Here is an 18,406-nt window from a genome sequence, read left to right as displayed (position 1 = left end):
AGGGTGAGGTTTACTTTAAGGGGAGAGAGAATTTTTAAAGCATCGTCTGAATGTCCGTGGCAAGTTTTAATATTATGGTTTATGCTGAATAAGTCGTCGGTAAAGACGATTTTTATAAATTGACTAAGGATAGTTAAAATGATGAACAATTGGAACAGCGTTATTTTCTTAAAAACTGAAAAATCATCTTCTGACATGATGAACATGATGTCCAAATGGGACGGCATAGAAAATATGTGGTCAACCACCGGCGATTGGGATTGGTGCATCAAGCTGGATAGCAAATCTTCAAGTCCTGAGAAAACTGAAGAGTTTGTTAATCGCATGCGTGAAGGCCATTGGGCTACTCAAACCAAAACCAATTGGTGGAAGCAAATCGATAAACGATAAGCTGAAATTGTTTATCGAATGTTAAAGATTTAGTGCGCAATCCAGACTAAGCATTGATGATTTAATTTGGATTGCTCACGCAAGCCTCACTATAGTCCATATCGGTTGTATTCATTTAAGCTCTTACTATTTCACATAAATTCCTTTTTAAAACTTCTGTCTTTTCGTCTTGCCATACATCATTCATCATGTAAAAATGCCAACACACTCAGGATGGAATCATGTTATGACTGAATCTGCAGGGAAACGATTTAGGTTATTAGTAAAAACCCAGGCACCACTTCAGGTGATGGGAACAATTAACGCATATTGCGCTATGCTGGCAGAGCGTGCAGGTTGCCAGGCAATTTATTTATCTGGAGCAGGTGTCGCCAACTCATCTCATGGTTTACCGGATTTGGGTATGACCAGTTTGCAGGAAGTTGCTGAAGATGCGCGACGGATCACCTCTGTTAGCGAGCTTCCACTTTTAGTGGATGTCGATACTGGTTGGGGGCATGCATTCAACATTGCCAGAACAATCAGGACAATGGAAGATGCGAAGGTTGCCGCCATTCATATAGAAGATCAGGTTATTGCCAAGCGTTGCGGCCATCGCCCCAATAAAGCAATAGTCAGTATGAGCGAAATGGGCGATCGGATAAAAGCCGCGGTGGATGCGCGTACTGATGAACAGTTTGTCATTATGGCAAGAACGGACGCTTACTCGGTAGAAGGCATGACTGCTGCTATTGAGCGTGCCCAGCTTTGTGTAGAACTGGGTGCTGATATGATTTTCCCAGAGGCAATGGCTTCGCTTGATGAATATAGGCAATTCACAGACAACTTGCCTGTACCCGTTCTGGCAAATATCACCGAGTTTGGCAAGACCCCTCTATTCACGCGCGACGAGCTGAAGAAGGCAGGTATCAGCCTTATCCTTTACCCGCTGAGTGCTTTTCGAGCCATGTCAAAAGCTGCTTTAAAAATGTATGAAACAATTCTGAATCAGGGAACCCAGTCTTCATTGCTTGACTCAATGCAAACGAGAGAAGAATTATATGATGTTTTGGGATATCACCGCTATGAACAAATTTTGGATCAACTGAGGGAGAAAGAGGATGGTCAATAATACAGCCGGATTAGCTGGAGTTGTTGCTGGGCAGTCAGCAATTTGTACAGTAGGGAAAGCTGGAAAGGGCTTAAACTACCGTGGATATTCGATTGATGACTTGGCCCTGTATGCCAGCTTTGAGGAAGTGGCCTACCTTCTTCACTACGGTCATTTACCTACTCAAAAAGAGCTGGATGCTTATAAAGACAGATTGATGAGCTTGCGAAAATTACCTGAGCCATTAAAACAAGTCCTTAAAATGATTCCCAGGAACTCACATCCGATGGATGTATTAAGAACGGCGTGCTCGTTTCTTGGAAACATTGAGCCAGAAACTGATTTCAAGCAGCAATATGATATTGCTGATCGCCTGCTAGCCTCATTTCCGGGAATGATTTGCTATTGGCATGCCTATCATTTTGAAGGCAAGGAAATTAGTCTTGAAACCGATGAAACGTCCATCGGCGGCCATTTTCTCGCAATGCTTCATGGCAGAAAGCCCGAAAAACTCGAACGAGATATGATGAATGTTTCATTGATTCTTTATGCAGAGCATGAGTTTAACGCGTCTACTTTTGCTGCCAGAGTTACTGCTGCCACATTGTCCGACTTTTATTCTGCAATTACTTCAGCTATTGGTACTTTGCGTGGACCCTTGCATGGCGGTGCCAACGAAGCGGCGATGGAAATGCTGGAACAGTTTAAAAACCCCGATGAGGCAGAATCACGGCTGATGTCAATGCTGGCTAATAAAGAAAAAATTATGGGATTCGGCCATCGGGTCTATACCGTGAGTGATCCGCGTTCGGATATTATCAAGGAATGGTCGAAGAAATTAGCAGAAGTGCGTAATGACACTCAGTTATATCATATTTCTGAGCGGGTTGAAGCTGTAATGCGCAGAGAAAAGAAACTCTTTCCCAATTTGGACTTCTATAGTGCCTCGGCATACCACTATGCAGGTATTCCAACTCCTCTGTTTACCCCGATTTTTGTGATGTCCCGTATCACCGGATGGGCTGCCCATGTCTTTGAACAGCGAGCGGATAACAAGCTGATCAGGCCTACTTCAGAATATACCGGACCAGAGCCAAAATCTTACCTGCCCATTGAAAAACGAGGTTAATATGCATTCCTATGTTGAAGATAATGTAAAACCAGATTATGACTCGGTGATTCAGGATATTGCAGACTATGTTCTGAACTATGAAATAAATAGCCCTGAGGCTTATGAGACTGCCAGGCTGTGCCTGATGGATACTCTGGGCTGTGGAATGCTGGCGCTTAATTTTTCAGAATGCACCAAGCTCCTGGGGCCTGTTGTACCGGGGGCTGAGCTGCAGGGTGGGGCGAGAGTGCCAGGAACTTCCTACGAACTGGATCCGGTTCAGGCGGCTTTTAATATTGGCGCGATGATTCGCTGGCTCGATTTTAACGATACCTGGCTTGCGGCAGAATGGGGACATCCATCTGATAATTTAGGGGCAATTCTTGCAGTTGCCGACTACATAAGCAGACTCAATTTAAAGCAGGGCAAGTCGCCTTTGTATATGCAGGATGTCTTGACTGCTATGATCAAGGCGCATGAAATACAGGGTTGTCTGGCACTGGAAAACAGTTTTAATCGTGTCGGACTGGATCATGTTTTTCTGGTCAAAGTGGCCAGTACAGCGGTTGCAGCCCAATTGTTGGGTGGTGATCGCGATATGCTGTTACGATCCTTATCGCAGGTTTTTGTCGATGGCCAAAGCCTTCGCACCTATCGCCATGCGCCTAATGCCGGTTCACGAAAATCCTGGGCTGCCGGCGATGCTACTTCGCGTGCAGTTCGTCTGGCATTGATTGCCAAGGCGGGTGAAATGGGTTATCCAAGCGCCTTGTCAGCACCCAAATGGGGCTTCTATGATGTGCTTTTCAAAGGCAAGCCATTCGCTTTCCAAAGACCCTATGGCAGTTATGTTATGGAAAATGTCCTCTTTAAATTATCCTTTCCGGCGGAGTTTCATGCACAAACTGCAGTGGAATGCGCAGTTAAACTTCATCCGGAGGTTATTGCAAGGTTTGATGAGATTAGTCAAATTAAGATGATTACCCACGAATCGGCTATTCGTATCATCAGTAAGCAGGGGAAGCTTCATAATCCGGCGGATAGAGACCATTGCCTGCAGTACATGGCTGCTGTTGCCTTATTGCATGGTGATTTAAGAGCTGAGCATTATGAAGATGATTATGCTTCCGATCCACGTATCGACCAGCTGCGGGAACTGATGCATGTTACTGAAAATGAATCTTTTTCCAAAGATTATCATGATCCGGACAAGCGTTCGATTGCCAACAGTATGCAACTGGTGTTTAAAGATGGAAGCCAATCTGAATTGATAAACATTGAGTATCCAATTGGACATAAGAGACGTCGTGCTGAAGGGATCCCGGTGTTAAATGATAAATTTATGCGTAACCTGAAAACCCGCTTCTCAACCCCGCAAACTGAAAAAATAGCCTCTGCCATGTATGATACCAATTCACTGGCTGCGATGTCTGTGGATCAATTTATGGCGATGTGGCAGGTTAAATAACTAAGTTACGGAAATTTGTCATTCCCGCGAAGGCGGGAATCTATTCCTCGGTTGGCATTATAGCGAGTTCAGAGATGGATCCCCGCATGCGCGGGGATGACAAACTAAAACTTTCGTTTTATATTTGCAGCGGCGAGGATCTTGGTAGCGATTTCTTCAATAGAAAAGCGAGTTGAATTCAAATAGGGAATGTTCTCGTGTTTATACATCGCTTCAACTTCAGCAATTTCAAGCCGGCATTGTTCAGCTGAGGCATACTGACTATTTGGACGGCGTTCGGTTCTTATGTGCTGCAGACGTTCAGGATCAATAGTTAAGCCAAATAATTTACGCTTGTAAGGCCGTAATATCTCGGGTAAATGATAATGGAGTGTGTCTTCCTCAGTAAAAGGATAATTGGCGGCCAAAACACCAAAATGCAAAGCCATATAAAGACAACTGGGGGTTTTGCCAGAGCGTGAGACGCCCACAAGAATAATATCGGCTTTATCATAATCCCTGATTTTGATGCCATCATCATGCATCAGGGCATAATCGACTGCCTCAATGCGATTACTGTAGGATTGGGAATTGGCAACCCCATGAGTACGGCCTACAGTGTAGGATGATTTTGAGTGCAGTTCAGTCTCTAGCGGGCCGATAAAGGTATTAAACAAATCAAAAACACAGGCCTCTGCAAGCCGAATCGTCCTGGCGATTTCCATATTGACCAACGTCATAAACAGCAGGGGTTTAACGCCAGTTTCCTTATAGCAATTGTTTATGCGTTCAACGACTTTTTCCGCCTTTTCATGAGTATCCACATAAGGGATGGTTTGTTTTTCAAATACGATATTTTCAAACTGGGTCATCAGGCTATTGCCTAAGGTTTCAGCAGTAATCCCGGTGCCATCTGAAATCATAAAAACATACCGTTTCATTCTTTTGCCTTTTGGTTTAGCAGATTGACACTATATTACAAAATTTATCCAGACTCGGCAAACTTGGCAAGAGTGCATTCTTCTGCTATGTTGAATTTAATCATAAAGTTATAGAAACAATTTGAATGACTGAATTAAAAGAGAAAACAAGAGATTTACACGCAATTGCCACTGAAATCCAGGCAATAGCTCAAATTGGACTGGCATACAGCAAAGATCCCTTTGATCTCGAGCGCTACCAGCAATTAATGCGAATTGCCGCAGAATTGTTTTCACCTCTTTGCGACTTAAATTCCGAGCATCTTTCTGTAGAATTTCTTACCGAAATTGGTTATTCCTGTCCTAAAATAGATGTCAGGGCCTTTATTCGTAAAGATGATCAATTATTATTAGTCAGAGAGGCTCAGGATAATAAATGGTCTTTGCCTGGTGGATGGGCGGATGTAAATCTATCGCCTTCGGAATGTGTGGCTAAAGAGGTATTGGAGGAAACCGGGCTGATCTGTCAGGTAAACAGATTGCTTGCGCTCTGGGATACAGCAAAACATGATCATCCGCCACATTGGCCCTATATTTATAAATGTATATTTGATTGCAGTATCGTGGGAGGAGAGTTTTCTGTGAGCCATGAAATCAGTGATGTTAAATTTTTCCCTTTAGATAATTTACCGCCGTTATCGCGCTATCGAATAACAGTTTCTCAAATAGAAAAACTGGTTGATTTACAAAGTGATGGAACTTTATGCACGGTATATGATTAAGAGGAATATGCAATGGAACCCAGTCGATTTGAGTACAACAATAAGTTGTTCATAACGGGTATGATTAGTCTTGCCATGTGTCTGGTGCTGATTTGCCTTGCACTTTATCTGTTTCCTTATCTCATTTTTAACTGGGTTTATGATGTGCCAGAGTTTGCGATTACTTTTCGTCAGTGGTTGGTTGAAAAGTACGGCATAAGTGAAATAGCAGCTGGCTGGAGTGTTTTTCTGATGTTTTTAATCCCGGCATTGATTACAGGGTTAATTTCTTATAGTACTTCCAATGCCATCGATAATAAAATTCACGGCCTTGACAAGCCTTCAGATGAGAAAGAAGAACAGAGTAAGAACAGACTTGAGAGCGTGACATTCGGATCGCAATTGTTACTTTTAATCATAGGAATAATAATGCTTGTCCTTTTTGTGGATTGGTTAATGTTTTCGATATGAGTTATATCTCATAAATACAAGGAATTTGGGGGTAATCATGACATTTTTTAAACGTTATAAAATCAAATCGCTCAATAAAAAATTAAAGGCTTTGCAGCAAAGTCGTTTAAGTACTCAGCCGAGCGAAGAGGCTCTGATTAAGGAGCGCGCAATTTATAAATCACTGATTGATATTTATAAATCCCTGAGAGGAAAGAAAAAGTATCCATTTGCTGATCAGATGATTCGGGAGTGCCAACGCGCAGCCTCAGCAATTGATGATGCAGAAGCCCAGTATCTGCTGGGGAAAGATCTCCTGGAGGAAGCTAAATTCAGAGAGCAATTGGAAAAAGATAAAATCTTTTCCAGCACAATCAATGAAAAACATATGACTCAATTGTATGACGAAGCGCATGCGTATTTTATTGCTGCACAGAAACTGAATCACATCCAAGCCAAACGCTTGCAAGGACTTGCCTATATCAATGGCTGGGGTGTTGAGCCCGATCGTGAGAAAGGTTTTGAGATGATTGTTGCCAGTATCAATCAGGAAAATAGCTGGGATAAGGTACCGCAAATCTTTGCCTCTCTCGGTTTAAATAAACCTGAGTTCTTTTCTGCCCTAACTAAACTCAGAGGCAAAAGTTAGTACTCCTATTTGCTTCTTCTATACTGCCTATGCTCCTAACTTCTACGTTCCTCGGCTTGTCCGAGGGATCCAGAGGTCTGATAGATCAACTGGATTCCCCGCATAAAGCGAGGACGTAGGAGTAAGAGTTAAAGCCTTATGTAAGTGCTATTAGGCCCACGAAAAGGGGTTGAACCACTTCAGAACTCAATGTTGTGCCAAAGGCACAACCATGCAATTACAGAATTTCCCTAACTTAATGGCAGTGGGCTTAGCCACAGGGCGCAGTGGAGCTGTATGCCAGCTCAGCCAACAAGTGAATAGGCCTGAGCTTTAAAAGCCCTAACCTTTATGATATAACAGCGTGGATATGAAGTGGTTTAATTAAAGGAATTATGATGTTATCTGGCAAGTTATGGAAGCTGGGAGCTCTTTCAGTTGGTCTATTATCATTCTCTGTATCTTACTCAAACACGGGTCAATCAGTCGATACCTCCATTTGGGAAACCTACCAGGGCAATGCTGCCCATACAGGATATGTTCCCATCGCCATTGATCCTGAACTGATCAAACAGCTTTGGGCAGTATCCGTGGGACGGGATGGCTTTCCAGGTTGGAGAACTGAAGTTCATCAGGCCTCCATTGGTCAGAAGTATGTATTTGTCTCAAGATATAACTATGGCCAGGCAAATTCATTAGAAGCATTTTCGTTCACAGACGGGCAGGTTGTCTGGACCGCAGATTTAAACCACGTGGCCGTTCAGCCAAGTGCCTATCATGATGGTGTGGTTTATGTACAAACGGTGTATAGCGATTCGTATAAAACCAGGCTTAGAGCATTTGATGAAAATACAGGCGAATACATTTTTTCATCGCATTTTCCTGCACAATACCAGAATTACAAGGCGCCTGTGATTGATGAAGACGTCGTGTTCATTAGCTCTGGTTATTACTCTGGAATTACTGCATTTAATGCACATAAAGACAATAAAATCTGGCATACTCCTTTCTCTCGCTTATCTTATGGAGCTTCTCCTGCTGTAAATAAACAGTATGCCCTGTATTATAATGCCGGATACCTGTATAAGCTTGATAAAAACAAAGGCAAGGTTCTCGCTAAAATTCACGATGATAATTGGGAATGGAATAATGACTATGATCCAACGCCCGTCCTCTTGGGTGATTCTGCTTTTGTGACCAGTAATCATTCCTTAACTAAATTTAATATTGCAGAAGATAAAATTGAATTTGCAATTTCTAATGTGTCCAGCAATCCATCAGTGGATGATAAAAACGTCTATGTTATTAAAGACTCTCATCTTACGGCAATCAATGCGGGTACAGGGGATGTGGTATGGAGTATTAATAGCTCTGAATACCATAAAGTGGAGGATCTTCTGGTCACTAAAAACCTGGTTTTTGTTTCGGATGGAAAAGAAACAAAGGCCTATTCAAAATCAAAAAAACATGAAGTGGTTTGGCAGGCACCTGTGGGGGGTAAAATGTCTTTATCATCCAGAGGCTTGTTTATAGTTTCTAAAAACGCAACGCTTACAGCTTTTGATATAAACAGTACCGTAGACGCTGAAGTCAAATAAAATAGTCAAACCCGTATAACAAACAGGAATCGCCTTCATGAATGAAGATAGCATAGTGGTTAGTCCCGAAATTTATTCCACAGATAATTATCCTACCCCCGAAATTGCAGAGGACTGGAGTGACAGTGACTCATCCTCTGATGAGGACGATTCGCCACATATTTCTTTTTTTTCCAGAGACTGTATTCTGAAACTTAAAATTGATGTGGATGAGCGTTCCCTTGAGCCGGTATATCAGCTAAGCGCAGTCCCTTATGTCTCTAAAAATAATCCCTTAACAAAGCTTAAAGAAAATAACTGGTGTATTGGAGATCAACAAGCGGTCTATGATCATTTTCAAATTTCAGGCAAGGATGAAATCCTTTCACAATTCAAATCACTGCTAAACAGAACCCCTTTGGATATTGGTGATACACGCTATTGCCTCTCTTTCCATGCAGTCATTAGCGGCGCTCTGGGTAAACATTTGCTTCCCGTCAGCTATTATTCCCGCGAGTATTCCAAGGAGCAGTTTCGCTTGTTTATTAGTGTTGCTGATCTTTTGATGCGCAATGTAAGTCTTGAAGATAATGCCATTAATGAGGCTTTTGAGTATCAGCAACAAGCCTATGATCTTTTCCTTTTAGCGGAAGAAAAGAAAGAAATAATTAACAAATTAAACTACCATCCAGCACGTGCCCGAAAGAAACATCTTAATACAATCAAAGCGCAATGGTCAGTTTCAGAGAGCCCTCAGATTGGATATTCTAATCCTGCACTTGATTATCTTCATACATTTGGGAGTTGGCTTTCAGACCAGTTGGTTCGCTTCACGCAGGCAACTTCGTATGTTGCTCCTCAAACAGAGGCATTAGAGGGGGAGCGCTTAAATGTTATTGCCAGATTAAGAGCCAATCAGTACGATTCCCTGACTGCGCAAAAAAATGATTTAAAACGATTGATTGAATTACGTTCATCGTATAAACCTGATGCTGGATTTTATGCCCGTCTGGTCCATACCTCCAGGTTATCAAGGGAGTTTTGGCACTCAATTAGTAAACCAGAATGCTGGGAAAATCCTGAAATAATTGAAAAGGCCAGACAATTAGTTCTGGAAAATATTATCTTAAGCGATGAAATTCTTGCGGATATGGAGTATTTCATTCGTGACGCTGGTTTTGAGCCCACGCCACTTCATGTAGCAGCACTTTTAGATAATCAGAATTTGCCTTTTGGCAGAACATTTATTTATTCAGGCATTGTTGATTTTTACGCCTATTTCAGAGAAAAAGGTTGGAGCGGTGTTATAGGGGGATTACTTATTAATGGTAAACCAGCCAGAGGTTTTAAATTTGCTGAACCTGCGCAAACCAATTCACTGTTCTTTAATAAGAATACTCAGGAATATAAGCTGCGTAAGCTATATAATACATTCATAAAGTACGGTTTTTATCAGAAATATGGTGAAGAGGAAGAGGGAGCAGATTTTAGAAGGACGCTAAGTGTTGCGGACAATCGATATGTTAACTGGACTTCAATTGATAAGAAAATAAATAAACCTTGTCCTGAAACCTGGCCGCAATTTTTTAAACGAAATATCCTGGGTGGCGAACAGCCTACGGAAGAATCTTATACTTATTCACATCCAGTATATGATACCAGACCCACTTAATAATATATAATTTTGCCTTTTAGTTAAGCAATGCGATAACTGCATTGAGGTAAAAAGCGAAGGCAAGCCAAATAATATAAGGTAGCAATAATGAAAAAACTAATTTATTCGTGGTTCGGATTTTTACCATTAATATTAAATTAATCATAATAAGAATCATTAATAGAAAAGCGCTGAAAATCAGGTAATGAAACTGAAAGAAAAATGGCGTCCAGAGCCAATTTATAAGCATCTGGAGTGCAAATAAATATCGGAATGAGTGAGGATGATTATGTGTTTCTTTACTCCATAAAGTCCATGCGATGAATGCAAGTATCACATATAGAATTGCCCAGACAATTGAGAAAACGAAGCCTGGAGGGGTGAGAGCTGATTTATTAAGATTTTCGTACCAGGGGTGTAGGTTGCTTTGTGTTAATAATCCTAATGAAAAACCTATCAACTGAAATATAAGGATCCAGATTAGTAATTTAACGAAGTTGCTCACAGTCAAATTCATCTCCATGAAGTCAACATATCTTTTCATTGATTATTGTCAGAATTAATATATATTTCCAGGAGAAGTTGTTTTGATTAGGATTATAGTATTTACCACAAGGTAATTTAAGAGTGAGAACATATAAAATAATAAGTATTTACATCCTTTCCTATTTCTTCTTTGGTGTCATAGTTTTTCTTTTAATATTTGGCTTCGCTGATAGCTTTAAAATTTTAAAATCTTCCCCACTTAGCAAAGACATAAATGGAACAATAATTTTATTTTCATCACTCATAGCCAGTGTCTTAATGATTAAATTAATGAGAAAACGTTTGTCACACCAGCCGTATCCCTATTTTCTATTAGGCTTTTATATTGGGAATTTATCTTTATTGTTAATGTTCCTATTAGATGCTTTGTTGAATAACTATGTGGTTTGGAAATTCCCTGAATTTTTATTAGTGTTTTTTGCGCCATTTATGGAATTATTTATCTCCTACCTCTTTGGTTTTGCATTTTTGGCATTAATTCCCTCTTGTTTAAGTGCATATATCCTTTTCAGAGTAATACAGATCAAAGAAAAAGAACTTATTAAGCCTGGGAGTAGATAGGTATTTCATAACTTTCATTGCCATTACGTTAAGGAATCCATTTCTCAGTGACTGGATACTGGAAAATTTGATTCAAATCGACCGGAGTGGTATAATTACTGCACATTTGGATTGATATTTGTTCTAGCATGCATCTTTCGGATAAGCATTTATTCTTTACAGCCAGCAGCGAAATGCAAGAGCTGATCAAGCCTTTAGAAAAATACAATATTAATTATTTCACTTATAATAAAAATTATTTAGATGGTTCCCGTATTCGTCTCACCACAAATGCTCCTCATTTAAAGGCTTTTCTAGAGAATGAGTTTTATAAAACTGGAAATATCGATGCCAATCCTGAACTTTATCTGAATCAGGCAATGCTTTTTTCCTCCTTAAAAAATCAAGTGATAGTGGAATGGGTGCGCGTTAATTTTCAGATCAATAATGGCATTTATATAGTACGAAAATCTGAAAATTACACAGAGTTTTTCGGTTTTGCCACCTCATCAAATTCGCAAGACATGGTCAACTTTTACTTAAATAATTTGGATTTTTTGCAGAAATTTTGTGACTATTTCCAAGATCAAGGTAAAAGCCTGATCGACCGTGCTGAAAAAAACAAATTAATCCATGAATATAACAGCACCCCGATTGAGATCTGTGAGAAAGCCGATATTAACTCTCTATTGAACACCGATGCCGAAAAAAAACTGACTCCAAGACAATTGGATATTGCACTCTTCCTCATGCAAGGTAAACGTGCAAAAGAAATTGCCCAGAGCCTGCATTTGTCTTACCGCACAATAGAAGATCATATCGCTATATTAAAAAACAAATATCAGGCTCGAAACATGATTGAATTGGTTATTAAAATCAATAATCAATTAAGATCTTAATTTGATGCCTGTTGCTGTTAATGAGCAGAATAATTTACCTTTTTTACTGAATCACAGCCAAAACCCGAGATACCAATGGATTATTGATTTGCCCCAAAATAAAGCGACTAGTCCCGCGAAGCATAAAAATGGGCCAAATGGAATCGGGGTATTGCGGTCTTTGTCCTGTAAGCGGAGATATATTAATCCGATAATTGCCCCGCAAAGGGATGCTAAAAGCAAAATCAGAGGAAGCATGATCCAGCCGAACCAGGCACCAAAAGCGGCAAATAACTTAAAGTCTCCATTTCCCATTCCTATCTTACCGGTTATGAGATAGAAGATTTTCATAATCGACCAGAGAAACAGGTAGGCCGCTGCGGCTGAAATGACTGCATTGGGTAAATCTGCAAACAGATGCTGTGTATTAGCCAAAAGGCCTAGCCATAAAAGACTTAGGGTCAGATTATCAGGAAGGATCTGATGTTCAAGGTCAATATAGACCATGATAATTAATATCCATAAAAACAAAAAAATAAGCGGCAATAACCCGGTAAAGCCGAATACCCAAGTCGCATAAAGACTAAGGATGCAGGTCAGCAACTCAATAAATGGGTATTTAAATGGAATGCTTTGCTTGCAGGATTTGCACTTTCCACGCAAAAAGAGATAACTGAGTAGTGGAATATTAGCAATTGCCGGAATCGTTTTTTTGCAGGAAGGGCAGAATGAACGGGGGAAAAAAAGATTAATATTTGCTGCCGGTTTTTCTGTTTCAAGGTTCAAAAGGCACTCGCACTCCTCAGTCCATTGTCGTTTTAACATAATTGGCAAACGATAAATAATCATATTGAGTACACTGCCTACTGACAATGTAAATAGAGCTATGAAAGAATATAATACAGCGGGATGTAGTTGTGAGAGTTGATCAAGCATGAAATTACACCACAGAACCAAGTTTGAAAATAGGCAGATACATAGCAACAACCAATCCGCCCACCAATATACCCAGAATCGACATAATTATCGGTTCTAACAAACTGCTTAGGGCATCAACCGCGTTGTCAACCTCTTCCTCATAAAAATCAGCTACCTTGCCTAACATCTTTTCAAGAGTACCTGATTCTTCACCAATGGCAACCATTTGTATCACCATATTGGGAAACATATGGGTATTGTGCATGGCAAGCTGCATTTGCTGGCCTGTGGAGACATCCTGGCGAATCTTGTCGGTAGCCTCTGCATAGAGGATGTTTCCTGTCGCACCGGCAACTGATTTCAGTGCATCCACCAGCGGTAATCCGGCTGCAAAGGTTATTGAGAGCGTTCGAGCGAATCGAGCGATAGACGCATTGACGAGAATAGTACCAATAATCGGAATTTTAAGCAGGCTGCGATCAATTGTATGCGCAAATTGAGGTGAATGATTTTTTGCATAGATAAAGGCATAAATAGCACCACCCAGCAATCCAAAGATAATATACCAATAGGATTGGAAAAACTTTGATAAATCAATAACGCCTCGAGTCAAAGCGGGTAAGTCCGCGCCAAAGCCTTCAAAAAGGGATTGAAATTGCGGCACTACAAAGATGAGTAATGCAGCGGTTACCAGAATCGCAACGATAAGGACGGCGATAGGGTAGGTTAATGCTTTTTTGATTTTCTTTTTAATGGTTTCGATTTTTTCTTTATAGGTGGCAACCTTGTCTAGCATGATATCCAATGAACCTGATTTTTCACCAGCATCCACCAGGTTTGTAAACAATTCATTGAAATACACCGGATGCTTGGATAAAGCTTCCGCCATGCCGGTACCCGACTCAATATCCTTTTTTACGCTTTCAAGCAGTTTGATCATCCGGGCATTCGTTTGGCCTTTTGTGACTATATCAAAAGATTGAATGAGGGGGATCCCAGCGGCAATCATAGTCGCCAGTTGCCGGCTAAAAATTGTGATATCTGCCTGCTTGATTTTTTTATTTTTTCTATCAAAAAAGGACTTTCTCTTTTTGACTACTTTTTTAACGATATAGCCTTGCTTGTTTAAATCAGCTTTAGCCAGAACTAAAGTTTTGGCTTCAATTATGCCTTTGACCTTTTCTCCGGCCCGATTAACGCCTTCCCAGCGAAAGCTTTTTAAATTATTTTCAGTTTTTTCCATTGATTAATCCATTGTGACTCGGTTGACCTCTTCGATGGTCGTAATTCCTTCCTTTATTTTTTCAAGTCCGGCATGATAAATGGTCCACATTCCTTCTTTCTGTGCCTGCTTTAGAATGTCAAGGGATGTGCCGCCTGACATGATAATTTCACCCAGCGCCTTGGACATTGGCATCACTTCAAAAAGGCCAACACGCCCTCGATAGCCGTTTTGATTGCAGTTGGGGCAGCCGACTGCCTTATAGATTTTCATTTGCTGACTATCTTCTTCGGAGAATCCCAATTCAACAAGACTTTTGGGCGTGGTATCATCACGAACTACTTTACAGGCATCGCATAATTTACGCGCAAGTCTCTGAGCAATCAACAGGCTGACAGAGCTGGCTATATTAAAAGAGGGGATTCCCATATTAACCAGACGGGTGAGGGTTTCCGCTGCACTATTGGTGTGTAGAGTCGATAAGACAAGATGTCCTGTTTGTGCAGCTTTGACCGCAATTTCTGCCGTTTCGAGATCGCGTATTTCCCCCACCATAATAATATCCGGATCCTGACGTAAAAATGCTCTCAAGGTGTTTGAAAACGTTAATCCCGCTTTGGGATTAATGTTAACCTGATTAATTCCAGGCACCTTGATTTCCACTGGATCTTCCGCTGTCGAGATGTTACTTTCTTTAGTATTCAGAATATTCAAGGCGGTATAGAGGGTTACGGTTTTACCGCTTCCCGTCGGGCCGGTTACCAGTATCATACCCTGCGGTTTTTCAATTGCTTTTAAAAAATGACCTCGTTGCAGAGGGCTAAATCCAAGGGCCTCAATTCCAAGTTTCGTCGACCCGGGATCCAGGATCCGCATCACAACTTTTTCACCGGCAATCGTCGGACAGGTGCTTACCCTGAAATCAATAGAGCGTGCACGGGAAAGTTTCATTTTAAAACGTCCATCCTGAGGGATTCGTTTTTCTGAAATATCCAGATTGGACATGATTTTTATTCGAGCTGTAATTCGACTTGCCAGACTGATAGGAGGGGCAGCCACTTCGTTTAAAAGACCATCGAGCCGGTAGCGGATACGATAATCACGCTCGTAGGGCTCAAAATGAATGTCCGAAACGCCTTTTTTAATTGCCTCATAAAGAATTTTGTTGACGAATTTAACAACGGGAGCATCTTCGCCGGCCGCACTGCGCTCTGCTTCTTCCTCGTCTGCGCTTATTTCGAGATCATCAAGGGCATTGGCATCCTTGACGTAATCATTTAGACCCTGATTTTCTTTTTCATTAAGTAATCTATCGACCAGTTTTGCTAATTTATTGCTTTCAACAACAATCGTGTTGGTGTGAAGACCGGTATGAAACTGAATTTCTTTAAAAGACGCTTGCTTGCTGGGATCATCCGTGGCCAGGAAAAGATGGTTTCCACGGGTAAAAAGAGGGAGAATAGTATGACGTCGAATAAGCTTTTCATTAACGAGTGATACAGGAAGCACTTCAGGATCCACGCTATCCAAATCAATAAAAGGCAGGCCGAAATTCTGTGCGACAATCAAAGCCACCTGCTGTGCGCTTAAAATATGATTCTGCACCAGATATTGCAATAAAGTTTGCTTATTCTGGTGAGCCTGGGTTTGACATTCAAGGGCTTTGGTCTTGTCAAGGAGATTTTCATGGACCATTAGCTGCGCAATCCCTTGTAGTCTTTGTTCTTCCGTTGTGATTGCCATCAGTTTATTAAGAAGTTAATACTATGATTACTATAGACAAAAAATCGGCTCAATGCACGAAATAGACGAGTCTGTGCTGGTAAGGAAATACAGGAATCTTGCTGTTTCTGTTATGCCTGTGATACAAAAGAAGCTGGTTATATAACTGGAATAAAGCTTGTCCCTAGAAAAACAAAAGAGCCGATTCAGGATGCTGGATGAATGGTTTTTAAGCGAGCCAGGTCTGTCAGTATCAAAGGCGTTCTGCCAGGAGCTGCAGCCGTTGAAAGAGCTGCTTCATGGTGAATGCCTGCTGCAATTAGGTTGCTGTGGGCAAAACGAATGGCTTCCCCTTTTACGCTATCAGCATAAATGGATTGCTACACCGCATTCCAATGTTAATCTCAGTACGTTTATTTCAGAACTGGATCTGCTGCCTCTCGACAGAAATAGTGTCGATTGTGTTTTAGCGCCATTGACCCTGGAGGGTACTTCTCGCATGGCGGTCGTTGATGAAATTGACCGGATATTAAAACCTATGGGCTATGCGGTATTTCTTGGCATTAATCCAATCAGTCTATGGGGGGCGCGCCTGCGCTGGTCAGAGGACTTGTGTTTTGGCCATACTCGAAGTACAACACGCTCCGCTTTTTCGCTCAAAAGGGCGATGATTCACCGAGGCTTTATTCAATGCCATCTATCCTATTTTCACTATATCCCGCCCTGCAGTAATCCTTTGTGGATACAGAGATTTAAGGTGTTGAATCAATTAAGCAAGATGATATCGATTCTTCCTTCAGGATTTTATTGTCTGGTTATGAAAAAATACCAGGAAGATCCTATTCATCCTCAGGCGATAACCTTTAAAGAGCAATTGGCTGAAATGCGTATCCGACCAGCCCAGCAGGGTTGTAACTCAGAGCAGACTCGTTGACTCCAGATGAACAGGAACGTGTAAACTCTGAATAAATTCGGTATAATCGCGCTAGGTTCTGTGAAGCAATTTTATTGTGAGCGAAAATGCCGATAATTGAGTGCTAATATGTTTTTGAATGAGGCGAATAGCGAGTTCTATTTAACGAATTCAAAAACATATTGGCACCAGTTAGCTGCATTTGCAGCCACAATTAAAATTGCTTCACAGAGCCTAAGATTGTCTATCGTTTTATAGACTGCACCCAAGTCACTTACTTCAGGTCAAATTATGTCAAAAAAAACTATTTACCGCATTATGTTTAATCATCAGGAGACTGTGTATGAAATTTATGCTCGTAAAATTAGCGAAAGTGAAATGTTTGGCTTCCTTGAGGTAGAGGACTTTGTATTTGGTGAAAACTCTTCGCTGGTAGTCGACCCTTCCGAGGAGCGTCTTAAACTGGAGTTTAGCAACATTAAAAAAACATTCATCCCGCTTCATTCCATTCATCGAATCGATGAAGTGAACAAGCAGGGGGTTGCTAAAATTAAAGAGCATGGCAAGTCGGAGGCCAAGGTGAGTATGTTCCCAGTGCCTGGTAAAAGAGAATAATATTTAATGAAGACGATGCTTGCAGATTAATTAATTCAATTTTAGGAATTCTGATGTCAATACCAGTTAATATCAAAGAAGTTTATGAAAAGTCATCGCTTCTTTTCAGCACCCAGGAAGTGGAAGCTGCCTTGGACAGGATGGCGGCCAGTATCAATGAAGTGCTGCAGGATAAAAATCCGGTCATCTTATGCGTTATGATTGGCGGCCTGGTTCCTATGGGCAACTTGCTTCCCCGGCTTAACTTTCCTCTGGAAGTTGATTATGTCCATGCGACACGCTATAACGGCGAGATTCGTGGCGGCGAGCTTATCTGGAAAGTAAAGCCCAGCGTAAATCTTGAAGGGCGTACGGTATTGGTTGTAGATGACATTCTTGACGGGGGGGTTACTCTGGCAGCTATTATCGACACAGTGGCCGCGATGGGGGCTGAGGCGGTGTATAGTGCCGTTCTGGTAGATAAATACCGCAAGAGAGTTCCTAATGGCCTGCAAAAAGCAGATTTTGTCGGACTTGAGGTAGAGGATCATTATATTTTTGGTTATGGAATGGACTACAATGAGTATCTGCGTAATGCACCTGGAATATTTGTAGTAGATCCCGAACACGAATAAGTCGATTATAGACTCTATGTGTAGCTCGGCTTGTCTCTGAGGAATCCCCTCATTATTTATATAGTCAGCGGATGACTTACCAATTACTAAAACAGATCTATTATCGTGTCTTTCCCGCGAAGGCGGGAATCTATTTCTCAAGATAATTCCTGACGTTGTTTGCAAGATGGATTTCCGCCTACGCGGAAACGACATTATTCAAAGTCATTTTGACCTAATAAGCAACTAACAAAAAATGGTGTTCAAATATGGGTCAATTAATGTTATAATGGCTCAATTGCTTTGGAGAGCTATTATGTTTTTAAAAAGATTTCCTGAAAATCCCCTTTCTCAAGATAATTCCTGACGTTGTTTGCAAGATGGATTTCCGCCTACGCGGAAACGACATTATTCAAAGTCATTTTGACCTA

Annotated in this window: 20 protein-coding genes; 14 read left to right on the top strand and 6 right to left on the bottom strand. The window is 41.1% G+C overall.

Annotated features, from left to right (window positions below; translation table 11 throughout):
* Positions 1–141 precede the first annotated feature (141 nt).
* From B1207_RS02375 to B1207_RS02360, 4 genes are all read left to right on the top strand, one after another.
* Positions 142–390 (top strand): hypothetical protein, encoded by a 249-nt coding sequence (locus B1207_RS02375; protein WP_058508394.1) that lies wholly within the window; start codon positions 142–144, stop codon positions 388–390.
* A 226-nt stretch (positions 391–616) separates the two neighbouring features.
* Positions 617–1,501, top strand: a complete 885-nt coding sequence (gene prpB / locus B1207_RS02370) for a methylisocitrate lyase (protein WP_112218402.1) — start codon at positions 617–619, stop codon at positions 1,499–1,501.
* Positions 1,491–2,609 carry a bifunctional 2-methylcitrate synthase/citrate synthase gene (gene prpC, locus B1207_RS02365; protein ID WP_112218401.1) on the top strand — a complete coding sequence of 373 codons (1,119 nt, stop codon included), beginning with the start codon at positions 1,491–1,493 and terminating at the stop codon, positions 2,607–2,609. Before prpB ends, prpC begins: the two co-directional genes overlap by 11 nt.
* Position 2,610: 1 nt before the next feature.
* Positions 2,611–4,059 carry a bifunctional 2-methylcitrate dehydratase/aconitate hydratase gene (locus B1207_RS02360; protein ID WP_112218400.1) on the top strand — a complete coding sequence of 483 codons (1,449 nt, stop codon included), beginning with the start codon at positions 2,611–2,613 and terminating at the stop codon, positions 4,057–4,059.
* A 104-nt stretch (positions 4,060–4,163) separates the two neighbouring features.
* Here the strand turns inward: B1207_RS02360 and ppsR are convergent, their stop codons facing one another.
* On the bottom strand, positions 4,164–4,979 hold the full coding sequence (gene ppsR / locus B1207_RS02355) for a posphoenolpyruvate synthetase regulatory kinase/phosphorylase PpsR (RefSeq protein ID WP_112218399.1): 816 nt from the start codon (positions 4,977–4,979) through the stop codon (positions 4,164–4,166).
* Positions 4,980–5,104: 125 nt separating this feature from the next.
* On the opposite strand from ppsR, the gene B1207_RS02350 reads away from it, so the two are divergent.
* The 5 genes from B1207_RS02350 (at position 5,105) to B1207_RS02330 (ending at position 10,046) form a co-directional block, all read left to right on the top strand.
* Positions 5,105–5,740 (top strand): NUDIX hydrolase, encoded by a 636-nt coding sequence (locus B1207_RS02350; protein ID WP_112218398.1) that lies wholly within the window; start codon positions 5,105–5,107, stop codon positions 5,738–5,740.
* 12 nt (positions 5,741–5,752) lie between these two features.
* Positions 5,753–6,190: a hypothetical protein gene (locus tag B1207_RS02345; protein WP_112218397.1), complete on the top strand. Its 438-nt coding sequence runs from the start codon at positions 5,753–5,755 to the stop codon at positions 6,188–6,190.
* A gap of 37 nt (positions 6,191–6,227) precedes the next feature.
* Complete coding sequence (locus B1207_RS02340) at positions 6,228–6,818, top strand: hypothetical protein (RefSeq protein ID WP_112218396.1); 591 nt, start codon at positions 6,228–6,230, stop codon at positions 6,816–6,818.
* Positions 6,819–7,192: 374 nt separating this feature from the next.
* A complete protein-coding gene (locus B1207_RS02335; RefSeq protein WP_112218395.1) occupies positions 7,193–8,395 on the top strand; it encodes an outer membrane protein assembly factor BamB family protein in 1,203 nt (400 codons plus the stop codon).
* A gap of 37 nt (positions 8,396–8,432) precedes the next feature.
* Positions 8,433–10,046 (top strand): hypothetical protein, encoded by a 1,614-nt coding sequence (locus B1207_RS02330; RefSeq protein ID WP_112218394.1) that lies wholly within the window; start codon positions 8,433–8,435, stop codon positions 10,044–10,046.
* Between the two features lie 19 nt (positions 10,047–10,065).
* Here B1207_RS02330 and B1207_RS16180 read toward each other — a convergent pair whose 3' ends face one another.
* Together B1207_RS16180 and B1207_RS16130 are read right to left on the bottom strand one after the other, a co-directional pair.
* Positions 10,066–10,545: a TspO/MBR family protein gene (locus B1207_RS16180; RefSeq protein ID WP_172458080.1), complete on the bottom strand. Its 480-nt coding sequence runs from the start codon at positions 10,543–10,545 to the stop codon at positions 10,066–10,068.
* A gap of 148 nt (positions 10,546–10,693) precedes the next feature.
* Positions 10,694–10,819, bottom strand: a complete 126-nt coding sequence (locus B1207_RS16130) for a hypothetical protein (protein WP_301182682.1) — start codon at positions 10,817–10,819, stop codon at positions 10,694–10,696.
* A 25-nt stretch (positions 10,820–10,844) separates the two neighbouring features.
* Here B1207_RS16130 and B1207_RS16060 point away from each other — a divergent pair, with 25 nt between their 5' ends.
* Together B1207_RS16060 and B1207_RS02315 are read left to right on the top strand one after the other, a co-directional pair.
* The gene (locus B1207_RS16060; protein WP_253255768.1) at positions 10,845–11,135 is read left to right on the top strand and encodes a hypothetical protein; all 291 of its coding nucleotides are present in this window, start codon (positions 10,845–10,847) and stop codon (positions 11,133–11,135) included.
* A 128-nt stretch (positions 11,136–11,263) separates the two neighbouring features.
* Positions 11,264–12,013: a LuxR family transcriptional regulator gene (locus B1207_RS02315; protein ID WP_112218391.1), complete on the top strand. Its 750-nt coding sequence runs from the start codon at positions 11,264–11,266 to the stop codon at positions 12,011–12,013.
* A gap of 51 nt (positions 12,014–12,064) precedes the next feature.
* On the opposite strand, the gene B1207_RS02310 is transcribed toward B1207_RS02315, so the two are convergent.
* The 3 genes from B1207_RS02310 to pilB are packed head-to-tail and all read right to left on the bottom strand — an operon-like array spanning position 12,065 to position 15,875.
* Positions 12,065–12,928, bottom strand: a complete 864-nt coding sequence (locus tag B1207_RS02310; protein ID WP_112218390.1) for a prepilin peptidase — start codon at positions 12,926–12,928, stop codon at positions 12,065–12,067.
* Between the two features lie 4 nt (positions 12,929–12,932).
* Positions 12,933–14,153, bottom strand: a complete 1,221-nt coding sequence (locus B1207_RS02305) for a type II secretion system F family protein (protein WP_112218389.1) — start codon at positions 14,151–14,153, stop codon at positions 12,933–12,935.
* A gap of 3 nt (positions 14,154–14,156) precedes the next feature.
* Positions 14,157–15,875, bottom strand: coding sequence for a type IV-A pilus assembly ATPase PilB (gene pilB, locus B1207_RS02300; RefSeq protein ID WP_112218388.1), 1,719 nt, complete (start codon positions 15,873–15,875; stop codon positions 14,157–14,159).
* Positions 15,876–16,032: 157 nt separating this feature from the next.
* Here pilB and B1207_RS02295 point away from each other — a divergent pair, with 157 nt between their 5' ends.
* From B1207_RS02295 to B1207_RS02285, 3 genes are all read left to right on the top strand, one after another.
* Positions 16,033–16,788, top strand: coding sequence for a methyltransferase domain-containing protein (locus B1207_RS02295; protein ID WP_146739998.1), 756 nt, complete (start codon positions 16,033–16,035; stop codon positions 16,786–16,788).
* 270 nt (positions 16,789–17,058) lie between these two features.
* Positions 17,059–17,382, top strand: coding sequence for a DUF1820 family protein (locus B1207_RS02290; protein ID WP_058508328.1), 324 nt, complete (start codon positions 17,059–17,061; stop codon positions 17,380–17,382).
* A 53-nt stretch (positions 17,383–17,435) separates the two neighbouring features.
* Entirely contained in the window at positions 17,436–17,996 is a 561-nt protein-coding gene (locus B1207_RS02285; RefSeq protein ID WP_112218386.1) for a hypoxanthine-guanine phosphoribosyltransferase, read from the top strand.
* The last annotated feature ends 410 nt before the right edge of the window (positions 17,997–18,406 follow it).

This window comes from Legionella quinlivanii (genome assembly GCF_003265995.1).
In the GTDB taxonomy this organism is placed as follows: Bacteria; Pseudomonadota; Gammaproteobacteria; order Legionellales; family Legionellaceae; genus Legionella_C; species Legionella_C quinlivanii_A.
This window is presented reverse-complemented; position numbering and strand designations above follow the sequence as displayed.

What these genes read in the sequence shown, in the direction of transcription:
- B1207_RS02375 (WP_058508394.1), top strand. Translation starts at nt 142, where the DNA reads ATGAACAATTGGAACAGCGTTATTTTCTTAAAAACTGAAAAATCATCT.
- prpB (WP_112218402.1), top strand. Translation starts at nt 617, where the DNA reads ATGACTGAATCTGCAGGGAAACGATTTAGGTTATTAGTAAAAACCCAG.
- prpC (WP_112218401.1), top strand. Translation starts at nt 1,491, where the DNA reads ATGGTCAATAATACAGCCGGATTAGCTGGAGTTGTTGCTGGGCAGTCA.
- B1207_RS02360 (WP_112218400.1), top strand. Translation starts at nt 2,611, where the DNA reads ATGCATTCCTATGTTGAAGATAATGTAAAACCAGATTATGACTCGGTG.
- ppsR (WP_112218399.1), bottom strand. Translation starts at nt 4,979, where the DNA reads ATGAAACGGTATGTTTTTATGATTTCAGATGGCACCGGGATTACTGCT.
- B1207_RS02350 (WP_112218398.1), top strand. Translation starts at nt 5,105, where the DNA reads ATGACTGAATTAAAAGAGAAAACAAGAGATTTACACGCAATTGCCACT.
- B1207_RS02345 (WP_112218397.1), top strand. Translation starts at nt 5,753, where the DNA reads ATGGAACCCAGTCGATTTGAGTACAACAATAAGTTGTTCATAACGGGT.
- B1207_RS02340 (WP_112218396.1), top strand. Translation starts at nt 6,228, where the DNA reads ATGACATTTTTTAAACGTTATAAAATCAAATCGCTCAATAAAAAATTA.
- B1207_RS02335 (WP_112218395.1), top strand. Translation starts at nt 7,193, where the DNA reads ATGATGTTATCTGGCAAGTTATGGAAGCTGGGAGCTCTTTCAGTTGGT.
- B1207_RS02330 (WP_112218394.1), top strand. Translation starts at nt 8,433, where the DNA reads ATGAATGAAGATAGCATAGTGGTTAGTCCCGAAATTTATTCCACAGAT.
- B1207_RS16180 (WP_172458080.1), bottom strand. Translation starts at nt 10,545, where the DNA reads ATGAATTTGACTGTGAGCAACTTCGTTAAATTACTAATCTGGATCCTT.
- B1207_RS16130 (WP_301182682.1), bottom strand. Translation starts at nt 10,819, where the DNA reads ATGAGTGATGAAAATAAAATTATTGTTCCATTTATGTCTTTGCTAAGT.
- B1207_RS16060 (WP_253255768.1), top strand. Translation starts at nt 10,845, where the DNA reads ATGAGAAAACGTTTGTCACACCAGCCGTATCCCTATTTTCTATTAGGC.
- B1207_RS02315 (WP_112218391.1), top strand. Translation starts at nt 11,264, where the DNA reads ATGCATCTTTCGGATAAGCATTTATTCTTTACAGCCAGCAGCGAAATG.
- B1207_RS02310 (WP_112218390.1), bottom strand. Translation starts at nt 12,928, where the DNA reads ATGCTTGATCAACTCTCACAACTACATCCCGCTGTATTATATTCTTTC.
- B1207_RS02305 (WP_112218389.1), bottom strand. Translation starts at nt 14,153, where the DNA reads ATGGAAAAAACTGAAAATAATTTAAAAAGCTTTCGCTGGGAAGGCGTT.
- pilB (WP_112218388.1), bottom strand. Translation starts at nt 15,875, where the DNA reads ATGGCAATCACAACGGAAGAACAAAGACTACAAGGGATTGCGCAGCTA.
- B1207_RS02290 (WP_058508328.1), top strand. Translation starts at nt 17,059, where the DNA reads ATGTCAAAAAAAACTATTTACCGCATTATGTTTAATCATCAGGAGACT.
- B1207_RS02285 (WP_112218386.1), top strand. Translation starts at nt 17,436, where the DNA reads ATGTCAATACCAGTTAATATCAAAGAAGTTTATGAAAAGTCATCGCTT.